The sequence below is a fragment of the Winogradskyella aurantia genome (genome assembly GCF_002266855.1).
Classification (GTDB): domain Bacteria; phylum Bacteroidota; class Bacteroidia; order Flavobacteriales; family Flavobacteriaceae; genus Winogradskyella; species Winogradskyella aurantia.
Genome location: NZ_NGJN01000003.1, coordinates 85,239 through 106,985, shown reverse-complemented (window position 1 = coordinate 106,985; position 21,747 = coordinate 85,239). Strand labels below are relative to the sequence as shown.

The 21,747-nt window shown below is 35.7% G+C and carries 24 protein-coding genes and 1 other RNA gene; 10 read left to right on the top strand and 15 right to left on the bottom strand.

Features of this window, described 5'->3' with window-relative positions:
- Positions 1-70: 70 nt before the first annotated feature.
- The 3 genes from CA834_RS06295 to CA834_RS06285 form a co-directional block, all read right to left on the bottom strand.
- Positions 71-1,471, bottom strand: a complete 1,401-nt coding sequence (locus tag CA834_RS06295; RefSeq protein WP_094967840.1) for an anthranilate synthase component I family protein — start codon at positions 1,469-1,471, stop codon at positions 71-73.
- 245 nt (positions 1,472-1,716) lie between these two features.
- Positions 1,717-2,286 carry a YceI family protein gene (locus CA834_RS06290; protein WP_094967839.1) on the bottom strand — a complete coding sequence of 190 codons (570 nt, stop codon included), beginning with the start codon at positions 2,284-2,286 and terminating at the stop codon, positions 1,717-1,719.
- 3 nt (positions 2,287-2,289) lie between these two features.
- The gene (locus tag CA834_RS06285) at positions 2,290-2,745 is read right to left on the bottom strand and encodes a MarR family winged helix-turn-helix transcriptional regulator (protein WP_094967838.1); all 456 of its coding nucleotides are present in this window, start codon (positions 2,743-2,745) and stop codon (positions 2,290-2,292) included.
- A 102-nt stretch (positions 2,746-2,847) separates the two neighbouring features.
- Between CA834_RS06285 and CA834_RS06280 the strand changes: the two genes are divergently transcribed.
- The 6 genes from CA834_RS06280 (at position 2,848) to CA834_RS06255 (ending at position 8,091) form a co-directional block, all read left to right on the top strand.
- A complete protein-coding gene (locus CA834_RS06280; protein WP_094967837.1) occupies positions 2,848-3,369 on the top strand; it encodes a TlpA family protein disulfide reductase in 522 nt (173 codons plus the stop codon).
- Positions 3,370-3,375: 6 nt separating this feature from the next.
- A complete protein-coding gene (locus CA834_RS06275) occupies positions 3,376-3,993 on the top strand; it encodes a thioredoxin family protein (protein ID WP_094967836.1) in 618 nt (205 codons plus the stop codon).
- Positions 3,994-4,125: 132 nt separating this feature from the next.
- Positions 4,126-4,440: a rhodanese-like domain-containing protein gene (locus CA834_RS06270; protein ID WP_094967835.1), complete on the top strand. Its 315-nt coding sequence runs from the start codon at positions 4,126-4,128 to the stop codon at positions 4,438-4,440.
- Positions 4,441-4,493: 53 nt separating this feature from the next.
- The gene (locus CA834_RS06265) at positions 4,494-4,868 is read left to right on the top strand and encodes a rhodanese-like domain-containing protein (protein WP_240507497.1); all 375 of its coding nucleotides are present in this window, start codon (positions 4,494-4,496) and stop codon (positions 4,866-4,868) included.
- A 138-nt stretch (positions 4,869-5,006) separates the two neighbouring features.
- Positions 5,007-6,977, top strand: coding sequence for a protein-disulfide reductase DsbD family protein (locus tag CA834_RS06260; protein WP_094967834.1), 1,971 nt, complete (start codon positions 5,007-5,009; stop codon positions 6,975-6,977).
- 346 nt (positions 6,978-7,323) lie between these two features.
- Entirely contained in the window at positions 7,324-8,091 is a 768-nt protein-coding gene (locus tag CA834_RS06255) for a hypothetical protein (RefSeq protein WP_133085461.1), read from the top strand.
- Between the two features lie 104 nt (positions 8,092-8,195).
- On the opposite strand, the gene CA834_RS06250 is transcribed toward CA834_RS06255, so the two are convergent.
- Positions 8,196-8,924 carry a nitroreductase family protein gene (locus CA834_RS06250; RefSeq protein ID WP_094968154.1) on the bottom strand — a complete coding sequence of 243 codons (729 nt, stop codon included), beginning with the start codon at positions 8,922-8,924 and terminating at the stop codon, positions 8,196-8,198.
- A 109-nt stretch (positions 8,925-9,033) separates the two neighbouring features.
- Between CA834_RS06250 and CA834_RS06245 the strand changes: the two genes are divergently transcribed.
- The gene (locus CA834_RS06245) at positions 9,034-10,395 is read left to right on the top strand and encodes an NAD-dependent succinate-semialdehyde dehydrogenase (protein WP_094967832.1); all 1,362 of its coding nucleotides are present in this window, start codon (positions 9,034-9,036) and stop codon (positions 10,393-10,395) included.
- On the opposite strand, the gene CA834_RS06240 is transcribed toward CA834_RS06245, so the two are convergent.
- From CA834_RS06240 to CA834_RS06210, 7 genes are all read right to left on the bottom strand, one after another.
- Positions 10,382-10,624, bottom strand: coding sequence for a DUF7672 family protein (locus CA834_RS06240; protein ID WP_094967831.1), 243 nt, complete (start codon positions 10,622-10,624; stop codon positions 10,382-10,384). The two genes, CA834_RS06245 and CA834_RS06240, sit on opposite strands and share 14 nt — an antisense overlap.
- Positions 10,625-10,729: 105 nt before the next feature.
- On the bottom strand, positions 10,730-11,278 hold the full coding sequence (gene msrA, locus CA834_RS06235) for a peptide-methionine (S)-S-oxide reductase MsrA (protein WP_094967830.1): 549 nt from the start codon (positions 11,276-11,278) through the stop codon (positions 10,730-10,732).
- A complete protein-coding gene (gene msrB, locus CA834_RS06230) occupies positions 11,268-11,729 on the bottom strand; it encodes a peptide-methionine (R)-S-oxide reductase MsrB (RefSeq protein ID WP_094967829.1) in 462 nt (153 codons plus the stop codon). Before msrB ends, msrA begins: the two co-directional genes overlap by 11 nt.
- A 745-nt stretch (positions 11,730-12,474) precedes the next feature.
- Entirely contained in the window at positions 12,475-13,464 is a 990-nt protein-coding gene (locus CA834_RS06225; protein WP_094967828.1) for an MlaD family protein, read from the bottom strand.
- An 11-nt stretch (positions 13,465-13,475) separates the two neighbouring features.
- Positions 13,476-14,258: an ABC transporter ATP-binding protein gene (locus tag CA834_RS06220; RefSeq protein WP_094967827.1), complete on the bottom strand. Its 783-nt coding sequence runs from the start codon at positions 14,256-14,258 to the stop codon at positions 13,476-13,478.
- A gap of 3 nt (positions 14,259-14,261) precedes the next feature.
- Complete coding sequence (locus tag CA834_RS06215; RefSeq protein ID WP_094967826.1) at positions 14,262-15,032, bottom strand: MlaE family ABC transporter permease; 771 nt, start codon at positions 15,030-15,032, stop codon at positions 14,262-14,264.
- Positions 15,033-15,135: 103 nt separating this feature from the next.
- The gene (locus CA834_RS06210) at positions 15,136-15,543 is read right to left on the bottom strand and encodes a CBS domain-containing protein (protein ID WP_094967825.1); all 408 of its coding nucleotides are present in this window, start codon (positions 15,541-15,543) and stop codon (positions 15,136-15,138) included.
- Between the two features lie 121 nt (positions 15,544-15,664).
- Here CA834_RS06210 and CA834_RS06205 point away from each other — a divergent pair, with 121 nt between their 5' ends.
- Together CA834_RS06205 and CA834_RS06200 are read left to right on the top strand one after the other, a co-directional pair.
- Positions 15,665-16,036 (top strand): hypothetical protein, encoded by a 372-nt coding sequence (locus CA834_RS06205; RefSeq protein ID WP_094967824.1) that lies wholly within the window; start codon positions 15,665-15,667, stop codon positions 16,034-16,036.
- Position 16,037: 1 nt separating this feature from the next.
- Entirely contained in the window at positions 16,038-17,744 is a 1,707-nt protein-coding gene (locus CA834_RS06200; RefSeq protein ID WP_094967823.1) for an ABC1 kinase family protein, read from the top strand.
- Positions 17,745-17,825: 81 nt separating this feature from the next.
- Here CA834_RS06200 and CA834_RS06195 read toward each other — a convergent pair whose 3' ends face one another.
- The 3 genes from CA834_RS06195 to ssrA all read right to left on the bottom strand — a co-directional run bounded on the left by CA834_RS06195 (position 17,826) and on the right by ssrA (position 19,848).
- On the bottom strand, positions 17,826-18,428 hold the full coding sequence (locus CA834_RS06195) for a hypothetical protein (protein ID WP_094967822.1): 603 nt from the start codon (positions 18,426-18,428) through the stop codon (positions 17,826-17,828).
- Between the two features lie 161 nt (positions 18,429-18,589).
- Positions 18,590-19,378 carry a PhzF family phenazine biosynthesis protein gene (locus CA834_RS06190; protein WP_094967821.1) on the bottom strand — a complete coding sequence of 263 codons (789 nt, stop codon included), beginning with the start codon at positions 19,376-19,378 and terminating at the stop codon, positions 18,590-18,592.
- Positions 19,379-19,454: 76 nt separating this feature from the next.
- Positions 19,455-19,848: a transfer-messenger RNA gene (ssrA, locus tag CA834_RS06185) on the bottom strand.
- Positions 19,849-19,988: 140 nt separating this feature from the next.
- Here ssrA and CA834_RS06180 point away from each other — a divergent pair.
- Positions 19,989-21,191, top strand: a complete 1,203-nt coding sequence (locus tag CA834_RS06180; protein WP_094967820.1) for an NAD(P)-dependent oxidoreductase — start codon at positions 19,989-19,991, stop codon at positions 21,189-21,191.
- 54 nt (positions 21,192-21,245) lie between these two features.
- On the opposite strand, the gene CA834_RS06175 is transcribed toward CA834_RS06180, so the two are convergent.
- Positions 21,246-21,716, bottom strand: a complete 471-nt coding sequence (locus CA834_RS06175; protein WP_094967819.1) for a hypothetical protein — start codon at positions 21,714-21,716, stop codon at positions 21,246-21,248.
- Between the last annotated feature and the right edge of the window lie 31 nt (positions 21,717-21,747).

Genomic DNA, 21,747 nt, shown 5'->3' with positions numbered 1-21,747 from the left:
GGGACAATTCCAAAGTTTTAAATTTTGCACCTACATTTCATCTTAATCTACGATTTCAACTTCAATTTCATCAAATATCTTTTGCTTGTTCAATAGCCTTGGTTAATGCCCCTAGTTTATTATAGACTTCTTGGAGCTCGTCTTCTGGATTTGATTTTGCAACCAAGCCCGCACCAGCTTGCCAAAATAATTTATGGTTCTTACTTAAAAACGTACGGATCATTATAGCATGGTTAAAGTTACCATCGAAGTCCATGAATCCAATAGCACCGCCATAATAGCCACGGCTTGTTTTTTCATATTGTTCTATCAATTGCATAGCCCTATGTTTTGGAGCGCCACTTAAAGTTCCAGCGGGAAAGGTATCTGCCACAACCTGCATGGTTTCGGTACTTGGATGAATTTCCCCCGTGACTTTACTTACCAAGTGAATGACATGGGAAAAAAATTGGACTTCACGATAATTTTCAACGGTAACTTTGCTACCATGTCGGCTTAAATCGTTTCTGGCGAGATCGACCAACATGACATGTTCGCTATTTTCCTTATCATCCTTAATTAAGGCTTCTGCTAATTGTGCATCTTTTAAATCGTTCCCTGTGCGTTTAAATGTGCCTGCAATGGGATGAATTTCAGCTTTTCCTTCCGTGACAACCAATTGTGCTTCTGGCGAACTTCCAAATATCTTAAAATTTCCGTAATCAAAGTAGAAGAGGTATGGCGACGGATTTATACTTCTGAGCGCTCTATATACATTGAATTCGTCACCACTGAAACCTTGTGAGAATCGTTTTGAAAGAACCAATTGGAACACATCACCGCGACCACAATGTTTTTTAGCTAACTCCACATGTTCCTTGTAGGCCTTATCGCTTAAGTTGGACGAAATTTCTGTTGAGGTATCAAAATTATACGTCGCATATTGCTTGGTTTGTATAAGCTGTAGAATACTATCAATATTATTTTCAGTATCGTAGCAATGCGCAAAAATGTAGGCTTCGTTTTTAAAATGATTAATTGCAATAATATTTTGGTATACAGCATAATAAATATCTGGAATTTCAACAGAATCTTCCTTTTTAGAAATAGAAATGTCTTCAAAATACTTTACAGCATCATAAGCGGTATAACCAAATATCCCATTGTGAATAAATTTAAAATCAGTATTTGTATTAACCTTAAAGCGCTTGCTAAACTTGTGAATTTCCTCTGTAACATTGATATTTTTGGTGTGACTTATATCAAAGCTCCCGTCTGGATAGCTTTGGTAAATGGAATCATTTTCTACTTTAATCGACGCAATAGCATTGCAACAGATGTATGAAAAACTGTTATCATTAGCGTGATAATCGCTACTCTCTAGCAATATACTATTTGGATATTTATCCCTAATCTTTAAATAGATGCTTACAGGAGTAATGGTATCTGCCAGGATTTTTTTATAATGTGTCTGAAGGCTAAATATGTTCATTTATCATCAATTAAAAAAGGCTTGTCGTGAATGACAAGCCTAATTTTATTTTAGTATACTTAGGGTTACTTCACGAGAATTGTTCTGTAAAGTTCCACCACCAAGTATGATTTAATTTTGTTTTCATTGAGCTTCAAAGATAGAAAGCAAAATAGTTATTTCAAACTATTTTAAGAAAAAGATTCCTGCTTTAAAAAAAGCAGGAACCTAAATCTAAATGTTGCTATTAATCTATTCTTTGGGCATTAAAACTTGAGATTTACATTTAGATCAAATTCGTCATAGATAGCCTTGTCCTTTAAATCATCAAAGAAGCTTGAAGAGCCATATTTAATATCAAATTTTGTACGATCTATTTTCACAAAGGCTGAAGCAGAGTTTTCCTTGGTGTACATGGTAAATTCTACAGGCTGTGTGATGTTTTTAATGGTTAAATCTGCTTTCACGTTATATTTTCCATTGTTACCTTCAACATTTGTTATTTTTAAATTTGCTGTTGGGTGCTTCTCTACACCAAAAAAGTCAGCTGATTTTAAATGGCCGTCAAGTTTACCTTTGTATTCTCCCTCTAAGTCAGTGGTATTAATAGAAGTCATATCCATTACAAAGTTTCCTCCAACTAGTGATTCGCCATCAAACATTAATGTACCTTCTTTTAGCTTTATAGTCCCTTCGTGCTCTCCAGTGACTTTATAGCCCTTCCAATTCACCGTGCTCTCGGTGACATCAACATTCTTTTCAATCAATGCTGTAAACGACATGAAGGTTACAGCCATTACTAATACTGCAGCAATTTTTAAATTTTTAGTTTTCATAATTCAATTTCTAAGTTTTATTAAAAGTTTATTTAATTGTTCCAAGTCTTGTTTAGATAAATTTTTGGTCACTTTAGCTTCAGACGCATCCATTATAGGATCAATTTTTTTAAGGACGTCCAAACCATTTTTTGTTATACTAATTTCAACCTTTCTTCTGTTAGCCTTACAAATGACTCGATTGACATAACCCTTTTTAATAAGTTTATCAACTAGGCGGGTGGTATTACTCATTTTAGTCACCATACGCTCTTGGATGTCTTGAAGGTTAATCGCTTTATTGTTTTGCCCTCGTAATATTCGTAGGACGTTAAACTGCTCTAATGATAATTCAAATGGTTTAAGGTTTTCCAATAGCTCATCCTTTATCCAATTATTGGTGTAAAACACGTTAATTACCGCTGCTCTAGACAAAGGTAATTTGGATGAGGTTTTTAAAAGCTGCTCTAACTCTTTCATATACAATAATTGTATATACAAATGTAAATTGAATATTTAATTAATTAATTAATATTTTGTTAAATTTAAAATGGGAGAATATACGATTGATAACTTTAGGAAATGAAAAGGATTTTAGTCGTACTCTTATTGGTTTGTGTGTCGTGTAAGGATACGTCAGGCAGTAAGAATACAGAAGCTCAAGAGATGCAAGTCCCAGAACTGCATCTACAGGAATTGCAGGTTGTGGATTACGATGGTTTGGAGCCCTATCTTAACCAAGACGACAATACCTTGCACGTGGTTAATTTTTGGGCTACATGGTGCGCACCTTGTGTTAAGGAACTTCCGTACTTTGAGGCTTTGGCAAGTTCTTATGATAATATTGAGGTACTCTTGGTGAGCCTTGATTTTCCTAATAAATATGAGACCAAATTAATACCCTTTATTGAAAAGTATGAATTAAAATCAAAGGTTATTGCTTTAGATGATACTGATCAGAACAGGTGGATTCCAGCAATAAATGAAAGTTGGTCGGGAGCTATACCAGCCACCTTAATATATAAAGGCCAAAAACGAAAATTTTATGAGCGGTCTTTCACCCAAAACGAATTAAAAACCGAAATAGAACAATTTTTAAATTAAAACATTATGAAAACAATAAAGTTACTTTCAGCATTAGGACTCATGCTTATTTTTATGGCATTTTCCTCTCAGCCTGCTAACAACGGTTACAAGGTTGGTGATATTGCAACAGATTTTAGCCTAGAGAATATTGACGGTAAAATGGTATCATTATCAGATTACAAAGATGCCAAGGGCTTTATTGTGATTTTTACCTGTAATACATGTCCATACGCTGTGGCATATGAGGATAGAATTGTGGAACTAGATAAAAAATATGCTGAGAAGGGCTATCCGGTAATCGCCATTATGCCAAATGATACCGATGTTCAACCTGGCGATAGTTTGGAGGCTATGAGAGCAAGGGCTAAGGCCAAAGGCTTTACATTTCCATATGTAATCGATAAGGGCCAAAAAATATACCCACAATACGGTGCTACTAAGACGCCACACGTTTATTTGCTCCAGAAGACTACAAAGGGCAATGAAGTAAAATACATTGGTGCTATTGACAATAATTACAAGGATGCCAAAGCAGTTACTGAACGATATGTGGAGAATGCCGTAGACGCCTTATTGAATAATGAATCCATAAAGGTGACTGAAACTCGCGCTATAGGGTGCACCATAAAAGTAAAAAGCTAAACCCTAAGGACAAATTTAGGTTTTCAATTTTTTGAGCGCATTTTAAAATTATCTATCCGCAGTATTTCACTTCGGATTTTTTTCGTCTATATGCCAAAGAAATCTTAATTTTGTTCAATTAAAACGTGCTCAATGGCTGATTTATCACAAAATGATTGGACAAAACAACTCGAGGAAGACAATAATTCGGTCATTTTAGATGTTAGAACACAACAAGAAGTAGAATTTGGTATTATTCCCAATGCCGTGCATATGGATATATACCAAGGCCAAGGATTTCTTGATGAAATAAAGAAACTTGATAAATCTAAAAGCTACTATGTGTACTGTAGATCAGGAGGAAGAAGTGCACAAGCGTGCGCTATAATGAACCAATTGGGTTTTGAACGAACGTATAATCTCGTGGGCGGCTTCACTAAATGGCAAGGCGATGTTGTCTACTCATAATAACTATTTCAATGATTAAAAGAATTTCACTTATAAGCGCTCTGTTTGTTACATTGAGCTTAATAACAAACTGCAAGAACAATCAGGCAGAAACCACTTCTGAAATAAAATTAGTTACGGCGGAAGAAATGCAGACTATATTAGATGTAGAGGATGCACAGTTAATTGATGTACGCACTCCAGAAGAATTCGAGGAAGGACATATCTTAAATGCTCAGAACATTGATTTTTCATCACCGACATTCGATGAGGAAGTTAATAAATTAGATAAGTCAAGACCAGTTATATTGTATTGTAGATCAGGTGGACGAAGTGCAAAGTGTGCTGAAAAAATGAAAGAAGCAGGCTTCAAAAAGATTTATGATCTTGAAGGTGGTATTTCAAAATGGCAGCACTCTGATAAAATTAGGATAGAGGCCAAGTCCTAGGATTAAGACCGAGTGATTACTCGGTTTTTTTTATACTCAGAATACCCTAATTGAATGTCTTAAGCTTTTTATAAATTAGGGCCATGTAAGTTAAAAGTTTATCTACATCAATTACATTTGTGTTATTACGTTAAGGATATGACGAACAGAATAAAACTTCTTTTTAGTTTTTTGGCCATCGGTATTTCACTTTGTACTTTTGGACAGATTTTACAACCCGTTGAGTGGGATTCTAAAATCGAAAAAGTTTCTGAAACTGAGTACGATGTAATATTGAAAGCCTCAATTGATAAGGGTTGGTACATCTATTCACAGAAATCTTCGGGCGGATTCGCGCCAACTACCATATTTGAATTTAAGAACAAAGAAGGAAATTACGAAACTGTTGGTGAAACAATAGAACCTATTGTGCCACCAAAATATGATAAGATTTTTGAAGAAGATGTTATCAAATTCGATGTTTTAGTTGAATTTAAACAGCGGGTTAAACTATTAAATCCCGATTTAAATCTCATCGAGGTATACGTAGAGTATCAAACTTGCAACGATGAAAAATGTATTCCGGGAGACTATACGTTCAACGTTACCCTAGATGGTTCTGAAATTCAAATAGAAGAGGCTACCGTAGACCAACGCAGTCAGCAACTTTCAGCAGAATTAGACCTCAATATTAAGGGATGGGATAAATACAAAGCACAAACTGTAGAAGAACAAAGTGATTTTTCGATTTTTATTTTAGGGTTTTTAGGAGGCCTTATAGCACTGTTAACCCCATGTGTCTTTCCTATGATTCCCCTAACGGTTTCATTTTTTACCAAAAGCTCTGGAGATTCAAAAAAGGGGATGTTTAATTCCATCCTATATGGCGTTTTTATTTTCTTGATTTATGCTTTATTAAGTATTCCATTTCATCTCTTAGATTCTCTTGACCCTGGTATATTGAATAATATTTCCACAAATGTGACCTTGAATATTATTTTCTTTATCATTTTTATTGGTTTTGCCTTTTCATTTTTCGGGTATTATGAATTGACCTTACCTCAATCTTGGAGTGCGGCAATGGACAGTAAAGCCAATAGAATAGGTGGTTTTATAGGCATATTTTTTATGGCCTTAACTTTGGCAATAGTTTCCTTCTCATGTACAGGTCCCATCCTTGGTACATTATTGGGAAGTTCCTTAACTGCAGATGGTGGCGCAAGGCAATTAACCATGGGAATGAGTGGATTTGGTTTGGCTTTGGCTCTGCCTTTTACATTGTTTGCTATGTTTCCAAAGTGGCTTAATTCACTGCCTAAGTCTGGTGGGTGGCTTAATACGGTGAAAGTAGTTTTAGGCTTTATTGAATTAGGACTTGCCCTAAAATTTTTATCGAACGCAGACCTAGTAGAACATTGGGGCTTATTGAAACGTGAGGTCTTTATAGGGCTATGGATACTTATTGCCTTAGGCTTAGTACTTTATTTATTCGGAAAAATTAAATTTCCACATGATGGGCCAATTGCAAAATTGAGTAAAATAAGGATTACAACGGCTATTTTATGTTTGGCTTTTGCCATATATCTTATACCGGGTTTAACCAATACAAAATATGCTAATTTAAAATTGTTGAGTGGATTTCCACCACCACTATTTTATAGTTTGTACGATAAGACCTCAGAATGTCCTTTGGACTTAAATTGCTATAAAGATTTGGAAGTCGGTTTGGCCCAGGCTAAGCAACAAGACAAACCTATTCTTTTAGATTTTACGGGTTGGGCCTGTGTCAATTGTAGAAAGATGGAAGAACAGGTATGGAGTACCTCTGATGTCTATGAGATTTTAAGTGAAGACTATGTGATTATCTCACTTTATGTTGACGATAAAAAGAAGCTTCCAAAAGATAAACAATTTCAGTATCTACGACAAAATGGTACAGTCAAGGCTATTGAAACTGTAGGTGATAAATGGGCTACCCTTCAAACCATTAATTTCCAGAACAATTCGCAACCTTATTACGTACTTCTTAACCACGATTTGGAATTACTCAATACCACTAACGCTTATGAGCCAGATGCCGATGCCTTTTATGATTGGTTGAAAATAGGGCTTGATAATTTTAATGAATAGGGCCATATCGGTTTGTTGATTTCATCTTATAACCCATAAAGGGGTTCAATAGATTCTACTTTAAAGAGTAAATATAGGGGGCTGTGTTTATATATGTTGTCCATTTATGGATTAAAGCTCTAAGTCTGGATATGCATAAACCTATCTTCGGAAAGTAAATGACCCTATTCGTCCTAGTTCTAAAATTACAGGATATTAAGTTCGTACCTTCAATAAGACGGCAAAGCTAATTCTTGATGTTGAAGGTCTAATTTATCCACTTATGGACTAAGTTATTTTTAACCCTTGAACATTTGGGAATACTTGCACGGTAATAACATATACTAACAATTAAAACCAACTTATCATGTTTAAAAAATCAATTTTACTTATTTCAATGGTTGCCATAGTCTTTGGATCTATGTTTACTATGACAGCGCAAAACGACGAGTCCTACGAAATGTGGGAAGATATTATGATTACACCTGATAACACTAAGCTAAAAATTTTAGGAGAAAACATTAGAAAACACAATCAAAAGTACCATAAAGAGGGACCTTATAAAGCGACCGTTTATAATATTACAACTGGACCAAATGCAGGTAAGATTATTTGGGAAATGGGAAAATTAACCTATGCGGACTTAGATAAGAGGCCAGCTGTCGGAGGTCATGATGAGGATTGGAGAGACAATATTGACCCTTACATTAAAAAAACTAACACAGTAGAGTATTGGAAATCGAACAAAGCGTTAAACAACACCGATATGTTGGATGGTGATAACTCAAAATACCCCATCTTGTTTATAAGATATTTTGAGGTAGTTGATGGTCCGTCACCGGGCGTAGAGATGTTTTTTGAAAGAGTTAGTAAAACCATTAAAGCTCTAGATGGTATTAATCCTTGGGGAGTCTATTACAATGAGTTTAGACAAGGCAATTTAGGACGTCATATTGCTACATTTAGTTTTAGTCCTAATTGGTCTGATTTTGATAGAGATGTCAACTGGGTTGAAACCTTTGAAAAGGTAAATGGAGAAGGTTCGTTTCAAAATCAACAACAGTTGTATCAGGCAAATTTTAAGAACTCGTGGGATGAAATATGGGTCTACAACAAGAATATGAGTGGAGACTAAATTCTGCCGTATAGCTATTAAATACGAAAAACCTTATCCAGTATTTTAAAAATACCTCTCATCCAAGATTACTATGGAGGGAGGTTTTTTTACTTTTTATCACCTTAAATGTTGTGGTAAACATCTTTAAAAGGTACTCTAAATCTCGGTCCATAAATACCAGACTCGTCTCGTATTCCACACCCAATAACCATATTGATTTCGGCACCTCTAGGTAGATTTAGTATTTTTTTGACGCGCAGGGTATCACTGCCTTCCATAGGACAGGTATCATAACCAATAGCGGCCATGGAAATCATAAAGTTTTGGGCAGCTAAGCCGGCACTTTTATGGGCTACGATACGCATATCGCTTAATCTTGTTTGTCTATATATAGGTCGAAACAGCCCAACTATTTGAAATATCCAATATTTTATGAATCCCAATATGCCAAAAAAGTCTGAATAGATAGTGGGGATTAACTTTTGATAGTAGTCCGTCGCTTGCTTTTTCCGTTTTAAAAGACGGGGCTCTAAATCTGGTTTATCAAAAGCTTTGTTCAAAAAGTCAATATTGGCTTTAGCACGTTTACGCCATAAATCTTTTCTAGCTACAACAACAACGAGCTGCTGTGCTGTTTTCGCCGCGTTTTGATTAAAACAAGCTTCGGCCATTTTTAAAAGTTTGTCCTTGGATGTAATGTGGTAAAACTCCCAAAGTTGGAGGTTGCTACTCGTTGGCGCCAACGAGGCATTGACCAAGCACTGTTTTACTTTTTCAGAATCAATAGGTTCGCTCTTATATACACGTGTGGAGCGTCTATACGCTATAGCTTCCGATACTGTTTTTTCCATGTCCTTCATATAAATTATTTGAACCTTAAAATTATACTAAAACCTTAAAACTCTTCTTTTAAAACTATTAAATCTCTTATCTTATAAAGACACAAAAAAAATAAGCACTATGCAAACTATAAAAACGATTAATCCATATACGCAAGAACCACTTAAGACTTATGATGTTTTATCAGATAACGAGTTAATAGAAAAAATAGAGAAGGCTGATGTTGGCTTTCAAAATTGGAGGCAAACCTCTTTGGAAAGTCGTACTGAGCACCTTAGACAACTTGCGGAATTACTCCTAGATCGAAAAAAGGAATATGCTAAACTTATGGCAGAAGAAATGGGTAAACCCATAGCACAGGGTATTGCGGAGATTGAAAAATGTGCATGGGTCTGTGATTTTTATGCAAAAAACGCTTCAGATTTTTTAGCCGATCAATTAATAGAAACTGACGCCAACGAAAGTTTTATTAGTTACGACCCCTTAGGTGTGATACTCGCCATAATGCCTTGGAATTATCCGTTTTGGCAAGTTCTGCGCTTTGCTGCCCCAACACTTATGGCGGGTAATACTGTGCTCTTAAAACACGCTGCAAATACAACACAGTGCGGATTGGAGATAGAAAAATTATTAAATGATGCTGGGTTTCCCGAAGGCTGTTTTCAAACTCTTTTAGTATCACATGAGCAAATTGAACAGGTAATTGCCAACGATGCTATTAAGGCTGTGAGTTTAACTGGTAGCGAAAAAGCTGGGAAAACAATCGCGCAATTGGCAGGAAAGTACCTTAAAAAGTCTGTTTTAGAACTTGGAGGTAACAATGCTTGTATTATTCTTAAAGATGCCAATCTAGACCGCTTTATAGAGACTATGGCTTGGGCTCGAATGCAAAATGCAGGTCAAAGTTGTATTGCAGCAAAACGCTTTATTGTTGAAGAATCCATTCATGATGAATTTGTAAAGCGCTTTATGAGTATTTTAAAGGACTATCCGTCAGGTAATCCTCTAAATGAGTCAACCAAAATAGGTCCAATGGCAAGAATAGACTTAGCAGATCAGGTTGAAAATCAAGTATTATCGTCTTTAAAGGGTGGTGCCGAAATTCTTCTTGGTAATAAAAGAGACAAAGCATATTATGAACCTACATTGGTGGGAGGTGTTGCACCGGGTATGCCACTTTTTGATCAAGAAGTATTTGGTCCAGTGGCAGCAGTAATAAAAGCTAAAAATAAACAAAAAGCTTATAGCTTAGCACAAATGTCAAAATTCGGTTTGGGTTGTATGGTCTTCACAGAGGATATTAAAGAGGCAAGACATAGAATCGGTAGTGTCCCGGATGGTGCTTTTTTTGTAAATGAGATGGTGAAATCTGACCCGCGATTACCGTTTGGAGGTACCAAATCATCTGGATACGGCAGAGAACTATCTAAAGAAGGTATTATGGAATTTGTCAACAAGAAGACCGTCTTTATAAGAACATAACATTATGTATTTTGTCTCCTAACCAATAGCCAAAACCTAGTACCATTGGATATCCTATAAAAAGCCATATATAATCAATAATTGAAAGATTTTTAAAGGCAGTCATGCCTTGCTGGGTAAGCATTTCTATAAAATCATACCAAGATTTGATGCCTAATTTAATCACCATGGCGTTTGCAACAATCGCGATGATTAAAATGGCCAAGCCAATAAGGTAAAGTCTAATCATACAATAGTTATCGTAGAGCTAATTTACTTCTTTCCAGCTAATAACTCTATTAATTCAAATATTCCTTTAATGCTGGATTCATGTCGGCCACAATTCAATCAATATTTAAACCACCGTTTTAAGCTTATCGGCATGCAGTTTTCGCAGCTTCATCAGTTTTGGAATAATTACATAATTACAATAACCTTGGTTGGGATTGCTTCTATAAAAATCTTGGTGTTCCTTCTCAGCCTCAAAAAATGTGTCTAGTGCCGAAATTTCAGTGACAATAGGATTCTCAAAGTAAGGTGCTAATTCTTTACAGACCATTTCAGCTATTTCTTTTTGCCTTTCATTATGATAAAAAATCACAGATCGATATTGTGTGCCACGATCAGCACCTTGTCTGTTTAATGTTGTTGGGTCGTGGGTTGTCATAAAAATAATTAGAATATCCTTATAACTTATAATATCTGCATCAAACGTTATTTGAATAACTTCCGCATGGCCGGTCAAACCGGAACAAATTTCCCTGTAGGTAGGGCGTCCAGGTACGGTGCCTCCAGAATATCCAGAAACCACCTGCTCCACACCTTTAACCTCTTGAAAAACAGCTTCCGTACACCAAAAACAGCCACCACCAAGGGTTGCTACTTCTAAATTCTTAGTTGTCATTTGTGGCTTCTTTGTCTAGGGTCATGGATTCAGAATTAATACAATATCTCAACCCACTAGGTTCTGGACCGTCCGGGAAAACATGTCCCAAGTGAGCATCACAGGTATTACACATTACTTCAACTCTTACCATACCATGGGAGTCGTCTCGTTCGTATTTTATGGCATTTGGTTTAATGGGTTGGGTAAAACTGGGCCAACCTGTTCCCGAACTAAATTTAATTCTAGAATCGAATAAGGGTGTACCACAGCAAATACAATTATATTTGCCTTCATCATAAACACTACATAAGGCTCCGGAGTGCGGGCGTTCGGTTCCTTTTTGTCTGGTTATTCTGTATTGTTCGGGCGTAAGTTGCGATTTCCAATCAGCTTCTGTTTTTTCAACGCGCTTGTCTGGTTCGGGGTTTCCATTTACTGAAAAACTAATAATATCTTTCCAATTAAGCATAATCTCTTTTTCTTTCTTTTTTATGTAAAAATAGTCGAATTGTCAGCTATATCCTTACTAAGGAAATCATAAATTAAATATTGGGGTAAAGGTAAAGGGTGTAAAATTTATAGGAGCTTTTTTCTTCTTCATTTTTTTTATGTGTGACTTTTAGAAAGAGCAACCATAAGAGGAATTAAAATGCCATACTCTATTAAGAGAAATCAGACTAAAATCTATAATCTTATCTTTTACCTACTAATCATCTCATAAACTTTTTACATGATGCTTGGCTATCTAATAATACTGGTATAGATAAAAGCCAGCGAGTGCTGGCTTTATGTGTTTTTTGGCTGAATTGCTATTAATGTTTTTAATTATAGGGTAAAGTAAGTTACGGTTACAGCCGCGATTAATATTATCAGTACGCCTGATACAAATCGGGCCCCAAAGATTGTTTTTTTATCTTTTTGAAATATATAATCGCGTCTTTTTTCAGTTTTCTCTTTTATTAATTTCATATCTATAAAATTTCTATTCTACTCTTATATTTTTAATATACTGAAATAAAACGTTTTAGAAAGTCTAGGATTGGGTTTAACAAAAGAATAGCAGAAGTTATTAATGGATGTTAAATGCTGTCATTTGTTCTAAGGATTATAGCAATAATCCATATTCTTTGCAGTAATTCAGTTTTTATTGGAAAATAAAAATATGTGACTGGGTTGAGATGGTATCTCTAGTGCAGTGTAGTGGGCCTAAACTTTTATTGATTACTTTTCTTTTCTGCCTTTCTCTGTTCACGTTCTAGTTTTCTAAAATACCCTCGGGTTAAGAAATTATGTTTCAAGGCTTCCATATTTTCGTTGAATTTGCTAGTGCCTTCGTTTATATTGGTCATTATGTCTTGTAGTTGGTTCACTAATTCTTCGTCAGTAGATAAATAATTAAAGGCACCATTACCATCTTTGAGTTGATTGAGCGTGGCGTTTAAATTATCTAGAACAATTTTGATGTCTTGACTTGATCGATCGAGGTTAGATATGATATGTTTAACCTTTTTACCTTCAATGCTGTCATTTAAAAGTACACCGGCGACACTTTCGTTAACGTCTATGGACTTTATTATGCTATTTAACTCCGTTATGGAACGATTAGCTGCTATACTGGTTAGCCTAAGGTAATTAACCGTTTCTTTTAGGTTATGGGACATTAGGGTATCTGTGATAAGCATACCCAAGGTACCTTTACCATCTGTTATTTCGTTAGCGATATCTAATAACTTTGAAGTGAGTAGTGCTGCATTTTCATTGGTGGTGTTTAATGTATTCAGCATTTCGTTGGTGCCTATTTTAGTGTACGAATTAATGACATCACCCTGCTTAATTTGTCCAGCACCCCTTTCGCCCGGAATAATATTAACTATCATATTGCCCACCAAACCATCCGTACCTATAGTAGCAATTGCATCTTTCTTAATGTGATTTAGCATGTTTTCTTCTATGACCATTTCAACATTTATGACAGAGTCGTTTATCATGTCAATACGCTTTACGGTACCTACATTGATACCTGAATAACGCACATTATTACCAGGAATTAAACCATTAACGTTGTTGAAATTAGAACTGATGGTAAACGTTTTAGCAAATAGGTTTTGGCGTTGACCAATAAAATAGATAGCAACTACAAAGATGAGTAATCCAATGGTTACAAAGGCTCCTAATTTTAGTTTTTCACTGGTTGTTTTTTTCATGATACAAAGTGTTATTGCTTAAAGAAGGCTTTTATTTTTTCATCCTCTGATGAAGCTAATTCATTATAGGTACCCTCGGCGTAATTAATACCATCTACTAATAAAATCATGCGCTCGGCAACAACACGAGCACAATCTACATCATGGGTTATAATGAGAGATGATGTTCTATATTCTCTTTGAATATTTCGCATCAATTCTATAATTTCCTTAGAAGTAATTGGATCCAATCCACTCGTAGGTTCATCATATAGAATAATCTTTGGTTTTAGAATTAATGTTCTGGCTAAGGCTATTCTACGTTTCATACCTCCAGAAAGTTCCGCTGGCATTAAATCAATGGCATCTAACAATCCAACATTTTTTAGAGCTTCTTCAACCAAAGGTGTTGTATCTTCTATAGGTCCAAATTTGTGCTTATGCCGGCGCAATGGAAACTCTAAGTTTTCCCTTACGGTCATTGAGTCATACAAGGCGCTTCCTTGGAAAAGAAAACCAATTTCAGTTCTTAATTTATCTAATTCTACTTGGTTTAAGGATAACAAATCCTTTCCCATAATTTCAATATAACCAGAATCTGCTTGCATAAGTCCGATTAAACATTTAATCATAACCGACTTGCCGCTACCCGATTTGCCCATAATAACTAAATTTTCACCTTCATAAAGCTCTAAATTGAAGCCATTTAAAACCACATTATCACCAAAAGCCTTTCTTAAATTTCTTATTTTTATGATAGGTTGGTTGTTGCTTTTAGCATCTTGTTTTACATCGATGTGTGCTTTTGTTATCATGATTTAAATTTCAAAAAATATATCAGTAATAAATACGGCGATAAAATCCAGAATGAATAATAGCATGGAAGCAAATACCACCGCTGAGTTTGCGGCTAATCCTACACCAACTGTTCCCTTTTTACAATTGAATCCTTTGTAGCATCCTACAAGACCTATCGCGAAACCAAAGAAAAACGTCTTAATGGTTGCTGGGACTATATCACCAAAAGCGAGTGCATTTAAGGCTTTATTAAAATACAATCTAAAGGATACATCGCCTTTTATGTTCTCTATAATATACGAACCATATAGGGCAATGGCATCACCCAAAATCACTAGTATGGGCAACATCAATGTAGCGGCCAATATCCGGGTAATTACCAAGTATTTAAAAGGATTGGTCCCAGATACTTCCATGGCATCTATCTGTTCTGTTACGCGCATAGATCCTAGCTCAGCTCCAATACCTGAGGCGATACGTCCGGCAAATGTTAATGCAATAATTACAGGTCCTATTTCCCTGACGATTGAAATGCTCACCATTGAGGGCATCCAGGATACAGCACCAAATTCCTGTAATGTGGGTCTTGTTTGTAGTGTGATGACCAATCCAATAATAAAGGCTGTAATACCCACAAGAAACAAAGAACGGTTACCAATATTATAGCATTGCCTTAAAAACTCCTTAAATTCAAATGGTTTTGTGAATACCTCTTTAAAAAAGCGTTTTGCAAAATAGGTAATATCACCTATTTCTATTAAGAGTCGCTCAATACTACTAGAACCAAACATAGATTTCAATATTTAGTTATATTAAATATAGTTCGGTTAAGTCGATCTTAAAATGATATTAGTCAGGTAGAATAGTGTGCTAGACTACGGTAGCTATGATTGTCTATTTGTGTTTGTTGAGGTAGTATCTAATGACATCTGCAGTCGTTACTATACCAATCATTTTGTTGTCTTCTACAACAGGTAAAGCCCTATATCTGCCTTTGGTGAGTTTCTCGGCTATATCGTCAATGGTCTCATTAGGACCTACATATTTTGGATGTGGCATCATAATATCCTCAACAGCTTTTTTAGTATAAATTTCGTTGTCGTCGGCAGGGCCAGCTCCATTAACTCCATACATAAAGTCCGCTAGGCTGATCATGCCAACCAATTTGTCGTTTTCAGTAACAGGGATGTGATGATGGAAATTCTTTTTTTCATAAATATGCTTTACGTCCAATAACTTTTGTTTTGGAGACACGCAAATGACATTTTTTGTCATAATACTGGCGATTACATCTGTTTTCATCTCTCTGATTTTATAGTCTAAATTTAGTTGAGAGAGCCCAATTAATAAATGACCTTAGTCATATTTATTCTCTTTAATATATAATACATTTAACTAAATATTGCGCTAATCATTTAACGTCATGAAAACAAAAACAATTATTGAATTATTGACTTTATCATCTAGTCTATACGTCTTAGCCAAGGAGCACAATTTGTTTGAAAGGATTAATGAAATGTCCGAAAAGAGCAAGGAACATTTTAATCATCTTGCTGATGAGGATTTGTTAGACGAAAATGGGAATGAAATTGAATTTGTAGACAAACTCATACTTAAAGTAAACCAAGCTAGGCAAGAACTGGAAGAAAAAATAGAAGAGCTAATCGCAAAATTTTATAAAAAGATAAATGTAGCGCACTTAGATGAAATAAAGGCATTGCATTTGAAACTTGAAAAATCTGAAGACAAAATTGCGTTATTGGAGGCGCGATTAAATCATTTAGAAGCAAAATAAGATGGGCTTGGTCAAAAGCATAAAACGCAAGTATAAATCTGTTTCCAGATATAATGAAATATTGAAGGTTCTGGTAAAATACGGATTTGACGACTTGGTACAGCATCTTGAGGAAAAAAAGAAGTACGATTTTCTTAGAAGGTTCATTCCACGAAGTTCCATAGTTGAAGCCTTAAAATTTACAAAATGGGAAAAAATGAGGTTGGTTTGTGAAGAACTTGGACCAACGTTTATCAAATTTGGTCAGATTTTGAGTAATAGGCCAGATTTAATTCCATTTGAACTTGTTTTGGAATTCGAGAAACTACAGGATAATGTACCCCCAATATCGGAAGAGCAAGTTAAAGAGGTGGTCGTTTCTGAACTTAAAAGGGACATTGACGATTTGTTTGCTTGGTTCGACCCCCAGCCATTCGCTTCGGCATCAATGGCACAGGTGCATAAAGTCATTTTACATTCGGGAAAAAGAGTAGCCTTAAAAGTTCAAAGACCAGGAATAAAAGATAAAATATTAGAGGACATAAAAGTTATGTATACCATTGCCGAAATCCTCGAAAACCGCATTCCGTCCTTAAAGAGTTTTGATCCAGTCGGTCTTGTTGAGAATTTTGAAACTTCAATTTTAAAGGAGTTGGATTTCATCAATGAATCTATAAATATCCAGCGTTTTTATAACAACCTTGTTAGCGATACCGGCACAGACCAATACGCTCAATCTCCAAAGGTATATCAAGATTATACTACGGAAAAAGTACTGGCTATGGAGTTTATTTCTGGTATTAAGATAGATCGTTTGCAACAACTTGCAGAAAAGGATATCGATACCAAAATTATCGCAAGACGCTTAAGTATTAGTTTTTTTAAACAAATATTTGAATATGGCTTTTTCCATGCCGATCCTCACCCCGGCAACTTATTAGTTCTTCCTAATAGGCATATATGTTATTTAGACTTTGGTATGATGGGAACCATCTTACCGCGGGATATTAAAATATTTGGTAAACTTTTTTCATCCCTTACCAATAGGGATGTAAAACATATTATCCAGGCCATTCAGCAATTATCGGATGTTACAATCATAAAAGACATGAGATCTTTAGAGTTTGACGTCAATGAATTTGTTGAGAAATATTATGTCAGGGATGTTCACGATAGTGAAATGAGTAAAGTCTTGCTTGACTTGAAGGATATTATAGTGGCTCATGGTTTAAAAGTTCCAACCTATTTTTATCTCTTTGCTAGGGCTTTAGTGACATTGGAGGGAGTTCTTGAAAAACTAGATCCAGAATTTGATCAATTTGAAATGGTTACACCTTTCCTTTCAAAAAGTATCACTAAAAACTATAGTCCAGTTGTAATGGGTAAAAAAGTCTTTAACTCTGTTTATGAGCTTGTTGATTACATGGAAGATTTCCCTAGAGACCTTAAAAATGCCATTAGAAAAATCAATAGAGGAAAAGTAGAGGTAGACCTTACCCATAGGGGTATAGACCCAATCATTCACACCTTTAAGCGACTCACAACCCAGCTCGTCTCAGCTTTTATTATGGTGGCATTAATCATTGGGTCATCTTTATTCGTAATTTCTAATGTACCTCCGCTATGGAACGAAATTTCAATTGTTGGTATCGTTGGTATTTTTTTAGCAGTAATCGTTGGGCTCGGTATGCTAAGGGATATAAGGAAAAAAGATTATTACAAGTGGTAGTTATAAAAAACATGGTCTGTAAAATAGTTTAGTTATGCTAGATTGTTTTACAGACCATAATTAAAATTGCCCACAACAGTCTTACGACTTGGTAAAGGCTTGTTTAAAATGGCGTAGTGCCTCAGTCATCTCCCCTTGGAAATTTTCCCAGGGAGTTTCCTCTTTTTTCTTCTCATATTTATTTTTAAATTTTTCAACGAATTCTAAAAACTCCTGTTTTCCTTTATCGTAGTTGGCTTTGAAATTGTCTTTGCCTTTTTCAAGGTTGCTCTCTAGAATTTCTAATTTTACTTTGAACATTTCAATATCTAAAAGCAATTGCTTGTAAAAATTATTTAAGGTTTCATTCGTCTTTACCTTTACTTCAATATCATGAAGCTTTGCAAGTATTTTGCGCTTTTGTTCCTTAAAGGCATCAACAGTTTCAGCTTTTCCAAGATTAAGTTGTACTATGAGCTCATCAAATAATGTCCTCATATCGTCATACTTATCTTTGCCTTGTTTCATTTTGAATTTAGAATCGTGAATGAATTGGTTGAATTTCTTCTTTGTATCCTCATACGTATCCTCTAATTCTGCTTTTCCTAAAGATGCTTGTACTTGGAACTCTTCTAATTCAACGGCTGCCTTTCTTAGAAAGTCAACAGCCTTGTCAATAATTTTGGTGTTTTCTGCCGTTTTCATCTGTTTGGTATTTAAGTTATTCCTAAAAATACAATACAGAGTTTAGGTTTAAAATGATATTGATCATTCCTGGATTAAGAACAATAGAATATCAAGATTAATATTTTGGATGAATCTTTTTATAACCAAATACAATATTCTGAAAGTGATACAACCCTAGATTAGCTTAAGGTAATTTTGCCAACCATGTAGAGTCTAGCGTGTCCGCTAATTTCAACACGAGTATTAACGAGTTTACATTTTAAATAGCCTTCACGTGCGGAAATTTGTTTCGCAGTTAATTCTAGTTTGTTAAGTTCCTTAGCCCAATAGGGTGTTAGTGTAGTGTGTGCTGACCCTGTAACCGGGTCTTCATTTATGCCACATTGAGGAGTAAAGAAACGAGAAACAAAATCGACTTCACTTCCCTTGGCTGTTACTATGATACCTCTGCAATCTAATTTTCCAATTTCAATAAAGTCTGGGTTAAGATTTTTTATCTCATTTTCATCTTCAAATACAAATAGATAATCCGTCTTTCCTTTTAATACAGCCTTAGGTCTAATATTAAATCCACTCCATAAAGCATCAGTTAGTACAATTTCCTTTAATTGGTCTGTGGGAAAATTTAAAGTCAACCAATCACCATGTTTTGTAACGGTTAACTCACCACTTCTTTTGGAATATAATTGAATGGTGTCTCCAATATGGTCCTCTTCATTAAAAAGCACGTACGCTGTTGCTAGTGTTGCATGACCACATAGATCTACTTCAACCTCAGGTGTAAACCACCTAATGTGGTATTTAGCTCCATCCTTAACATAAAAGGCTGTTTCAGAAAGGTTATTCTCCAGAGCTATGTTTTGTAATAAATCATCACTAAGCCATTTGTCTAAAGGGCAAACCGCAGCAGGATTTCCACCAAAAAGACTTTTGGTAAAAGCGTCGACTTGATAAATTTTGTTGGTCATAAAAGTGTTGAATAAGTCCCCTAAAAAATAAAAAGCCCTACCTCGCTTTTAATTATCTTAAAGCTTTGTAGGGCGTTGGTGGAGTCGGAGGGATTCGAACCCTCGTCCAAACAAGTAACCAAAGAGCTTTCTACACGTTTAGTTTTTTCTTGGTTTTAGACTGTAAGCTGACAAAAAACAGCCTACTTACAGCTTAGCTTCTAAATCTCGAAAGGACATCGAAGCACTGTCCAATCTTGGTTAATTTTTACGATGCCTCAAAATAGAACGCCACCAACCAAGGCTTTCTGGAGACATTTAGCCTTCCTACCTAGTAGGAACTAGCACAATCTTACTATAATTCAGATTACGCAGCTAAAGCGTAGTTATTCTCGCCGTTTAAAGTTTGGTCTAGCCTTTTACGTGTCTCAATACCATTACACGACGTGCTTACCATTTAATTAATCTCGCTGTCAAAACCAGTCGACCCCATAAATGATAAATTCCTTTTATTTAAAAGGATTGCGAAGTTACGAAAAAAGTTGTGCAACCTCATAAATCCTATTATTTTCGTGCAAAAATTGTTCCATTATACAAATTGGCAGTTATGTCAGTACTTAGATAAAGCCCTATGAAGTTTGCAATAATTAAAGAACGCAAGAACCCACCCGATAGACGTGTCGTGTTTTCACCAAAAACCTTAGCTGAAGTTAGAACCAGATTTCCCCAGGCAGAGTTTGTCGTTGAGTCATCTGATATTCGAATTTTTCCAGATGAGGCCTACGAAAAATATGGATTCGCGGTGTCAGATGATGTGTCAGGTGCTGACGTTATGATTGGTGTAAAAGAGGTTCCGATTGAAGCCCTAGTGCCAAATAAAACATATTTTTTCTTTTCCCATACTATAAAAAAGCAGCCTTACAATAGGAATTTATTAAAAGCTATACTAGACAAAAACATTGACCTCTATGACCACGAGACTATTGTCGACGTTAACGGTTATAGACTAATTGGTTTTGGCCGTTATGCCGGATTGGTTGGAGCTTATAATGGGTTTAGGGCCTTAGGACTGCGTGATGGCTTATTTAAATTACCAAAAGTGGAAGCTTTGGCAGATTTATATGCGGTAAAGACAGAACTTGATAAAATCACCCTTCCTAACATAAAAATATTACTTTCAGGAACAGGGAAGGTGGCCAATGGTGCGGCTGAGATTTTAGACCACCTCGGAGTTAAGGAAGTGAGTGATGCACTTTATTTAACGTCTCAATTTACAGAGCCCGTATATTGTAGGGTAGATGTCATGGAATATGCCAAGCGTAAAGATGGTAAAGTCGGGGACCGTTTAGAGTTTTACAAGGATCCAACTGATTATGAGAGTAATTTCATGCCTTATGCAAAAGTTACCGACATGTTTATTGCCGGACATTTCTACGGAAATAAGGCACCCTATCTGTTTACCAGAGAAGATGCAAGGCATCCCGATTTCAATATTAATTTAGTCGCTGATATTTCTTGTGATATCGATGGACCTGTTGCCAGTACTATTAGGCCCTCAACTATTGAGCAACCATTTTATGGATATGACCCACAAACAGAATCAGAAGTGGCTTTTGATGAGGAGGGAGCCATAACGGTGATGGCCGTAGATAATTTACCGTGTGAATTGCCAAAAGATGCTAGTGAAGGCTTTGGCGAAACGTTTTTGACCCAGGTTATCCCTGCCTTTTTTAATGGTGATGCCAATGGTATTTTGCAGCGTTCTAAAATCACGGAAAACGGCAAGCTTACAGACCGTTTTAAATATCTGCAGGATTATGTTGAAGTTAAATAAGGAATTATGACGTTTATTACTTAAGCCAATCTCAGTATTTAAAACGTCATGTCTTTATTGTAGGGTGCCATTCCATTGCCCTCTAATGGCCGTTCCATCTTGTGCCGTTAGATTAAATGTAACCGTAGTAGTGTCGCCATTAACACTAACTACAACCGTTCCCAGTTGCGGACTATAAAATATATCAGAATTATTATCGATTTCTACGCTGAAAAATGTTACGGCTTCCCTTGTTGCTGAAAAGGTATACGTACCTTCAGACACACCTGTTACAGAAGGCGTGTTTAAGTCAAATTCCACAAATAAATCCTCAGCAAAAATTTCAATATCTCTATCAAAGCTTCCGTCCGAATTTTCTCCGTATGACTGCAAAATTCCAGGCCCAGCTATAGAATAAATTGTTCCGTCTATGGAAATTTCATTATTTAAATCTGGTAAGGATACCGTATCATCATCATTATTACATGATTGGAGTAAAACTACCATTATGGTGCTAATAAGGACGGTGTAAATACGTTTTTTCATTCGATTTTATTTGGATTTAATGACGTAATAA

Bases quoted from the DNA above. Each gene is read 5' to 3' on its own strand.
- CA834_RS06190 (WP_094967821.1), bottom strand. From the start codon at position 19,378: ATGACCAACAAAATTTATCAAGTCGACGCTTTTACCAAAAGTCTTTTT.
- CA834_RS06255 (WP_133085461.1), top strand. From the start codon at position 7,324: ATGTTTAAAAAATCAATTTTACTTATTTCAATGGTTGCCATAGTCTTT.
- CA834_RS06220 (WP_094967827.1), bottom strand. From the start codon at position 14,258: ATGATAACAAAAGCACACATCGATGTAAAACAAGATGCTAAAAGCAAC.
- CA834_RS06180 (WP_094967820.1), top strand. From the start codon at position 19,989: ATGAAGTTTGCAATAATTAAAGAACGCAAGAACCCACCCGATAGACGT.
- CA834_RS06290 (WP_094967839.1), bottom strand. From the start codon at position 2,286: ATGAAAACTAAAAATTTAAAAATTGCTGCAGTATTAGTAATGGCTGTA.
- msrB (WP_094967829.1), bottom strand. From the start codon at position 11,729: ATGCTTAATTGGAAAGATATTATTAGTTTTTCAGTAAATGGAAACCCC.
- CA834_RS06245 (WP_094967832.1), top strand. From the start codon at position 9,034: ATGCAAACTATAAAAACGATTAATCCATATACGCAAGAACCACTTAAG.
- CA834_RS06285 (WP_094967838.1), bottom strand. From the start codon at position 2,745: ATGAAAGAGTTAGAGCAGCTTTTAAAAACCTCATCCAAATTACCTTTG.
- CA834_RS06275 (WP_094967836.1), top strand. From the start codon at position 3,376: ATGAAAACAATAAAGTTACTTTCAGCATTAGGACTCATGCTTATTTTT.
- CA834_RS06295 (WP_094967840.1), bottom strand. From the start codon at position 1,471: ATGAACATATTTAGCCTTCAGACACATTATAAAAAAATCCTGGCAGAT.
- CA834_RS06205 (WP_094967824.1), top strand. From the start codon at position 15,665: ATGAAAACAAAAACAATTATTGAATTATTGACTTTATCATCTAGTCTA.
- msrA (WP_094967830.1), bottom strand. From the start codon at position 11,278: ATGACAACTAAGAATTTAGAAGTAGCAACCCTTGGTGGTGGCTGTTTT.
- CA834_RS06280 (WP_094967837.1), top strand. From the start codon at position 2,848: ATGAAAAGGATTTTAGTCGTACTCTTATTGGTTTGTGTGTCGTGTAAG.
- CA834_RS06195 (WP_094967822.1), bottom strand. From the start codon at position 18,428: ATGAAAACGGCAGAAAACACCAAAATTATTGACAAGGCTGTTGACTTT.
- CA834_RS06215 (WP_094967826.1), bottom strand. From the start codon at position 15,032: ATGTTTGGTTCTAGTAGTATTGAGCGACTCTTAATAGAAATAGGTGAT.
- CA834_RS06175 (WP_094967819.1), bottom strand. From the start codon at position 21,716: ATGAAAAAACGTATTTACACCGTCCTTATTAGCACCATAATGGTAGTT.
- CA834_RS06240 (WP_094967831.1), bottom strand. From the start codon at position 10,624: ATGATTAGACTTTACCTTATTGGCTTGGCCATTTTAATCATCGCGATT.
- CA834_RS06210 (WP_094967825.1), bottom strand. From the start codon at position 15,543: ATGAAAACAGATGTAATCGCCAGTATTATGACAAAAAATGTCATTTGC.
- CA834_RS06225 (WP_094967828.1), bottom strand. From the start codon at position 13,464: ATGAAAAAAACAACCAGTGAAAAACTAAAATTAGGAGCCTTTGTAACC.
- CA834_RS06260 (WP_094967834.1), top strand. From the start codon at position 5,007: ATGACGAACAGAATAAAACTTCTTTTTAGTTTTTTGGCCATCGGTATT.
- CA834_RS06250 (WP_094968154.1), bottom strand. From the start codon at position 8,924: ATGGAAAAAACAGTATCGGAAGCTATAGCGTATAGACGCTCCACACGT.
- CA834_RS06200 (WP_094967823.1), top strand. From the start codon at position 16,038: ATGGGCTTGGTCAAAAGCATAAAACGCAAGTATAAATCTGTTTCCAGA.
- CA834_RS06270 (WP_094967835.1), top strand. From the start codon at position 4,126: ATGGCTGATTTATCACAAAATGATTGGACAAAACAACTCGAGGAAGAC.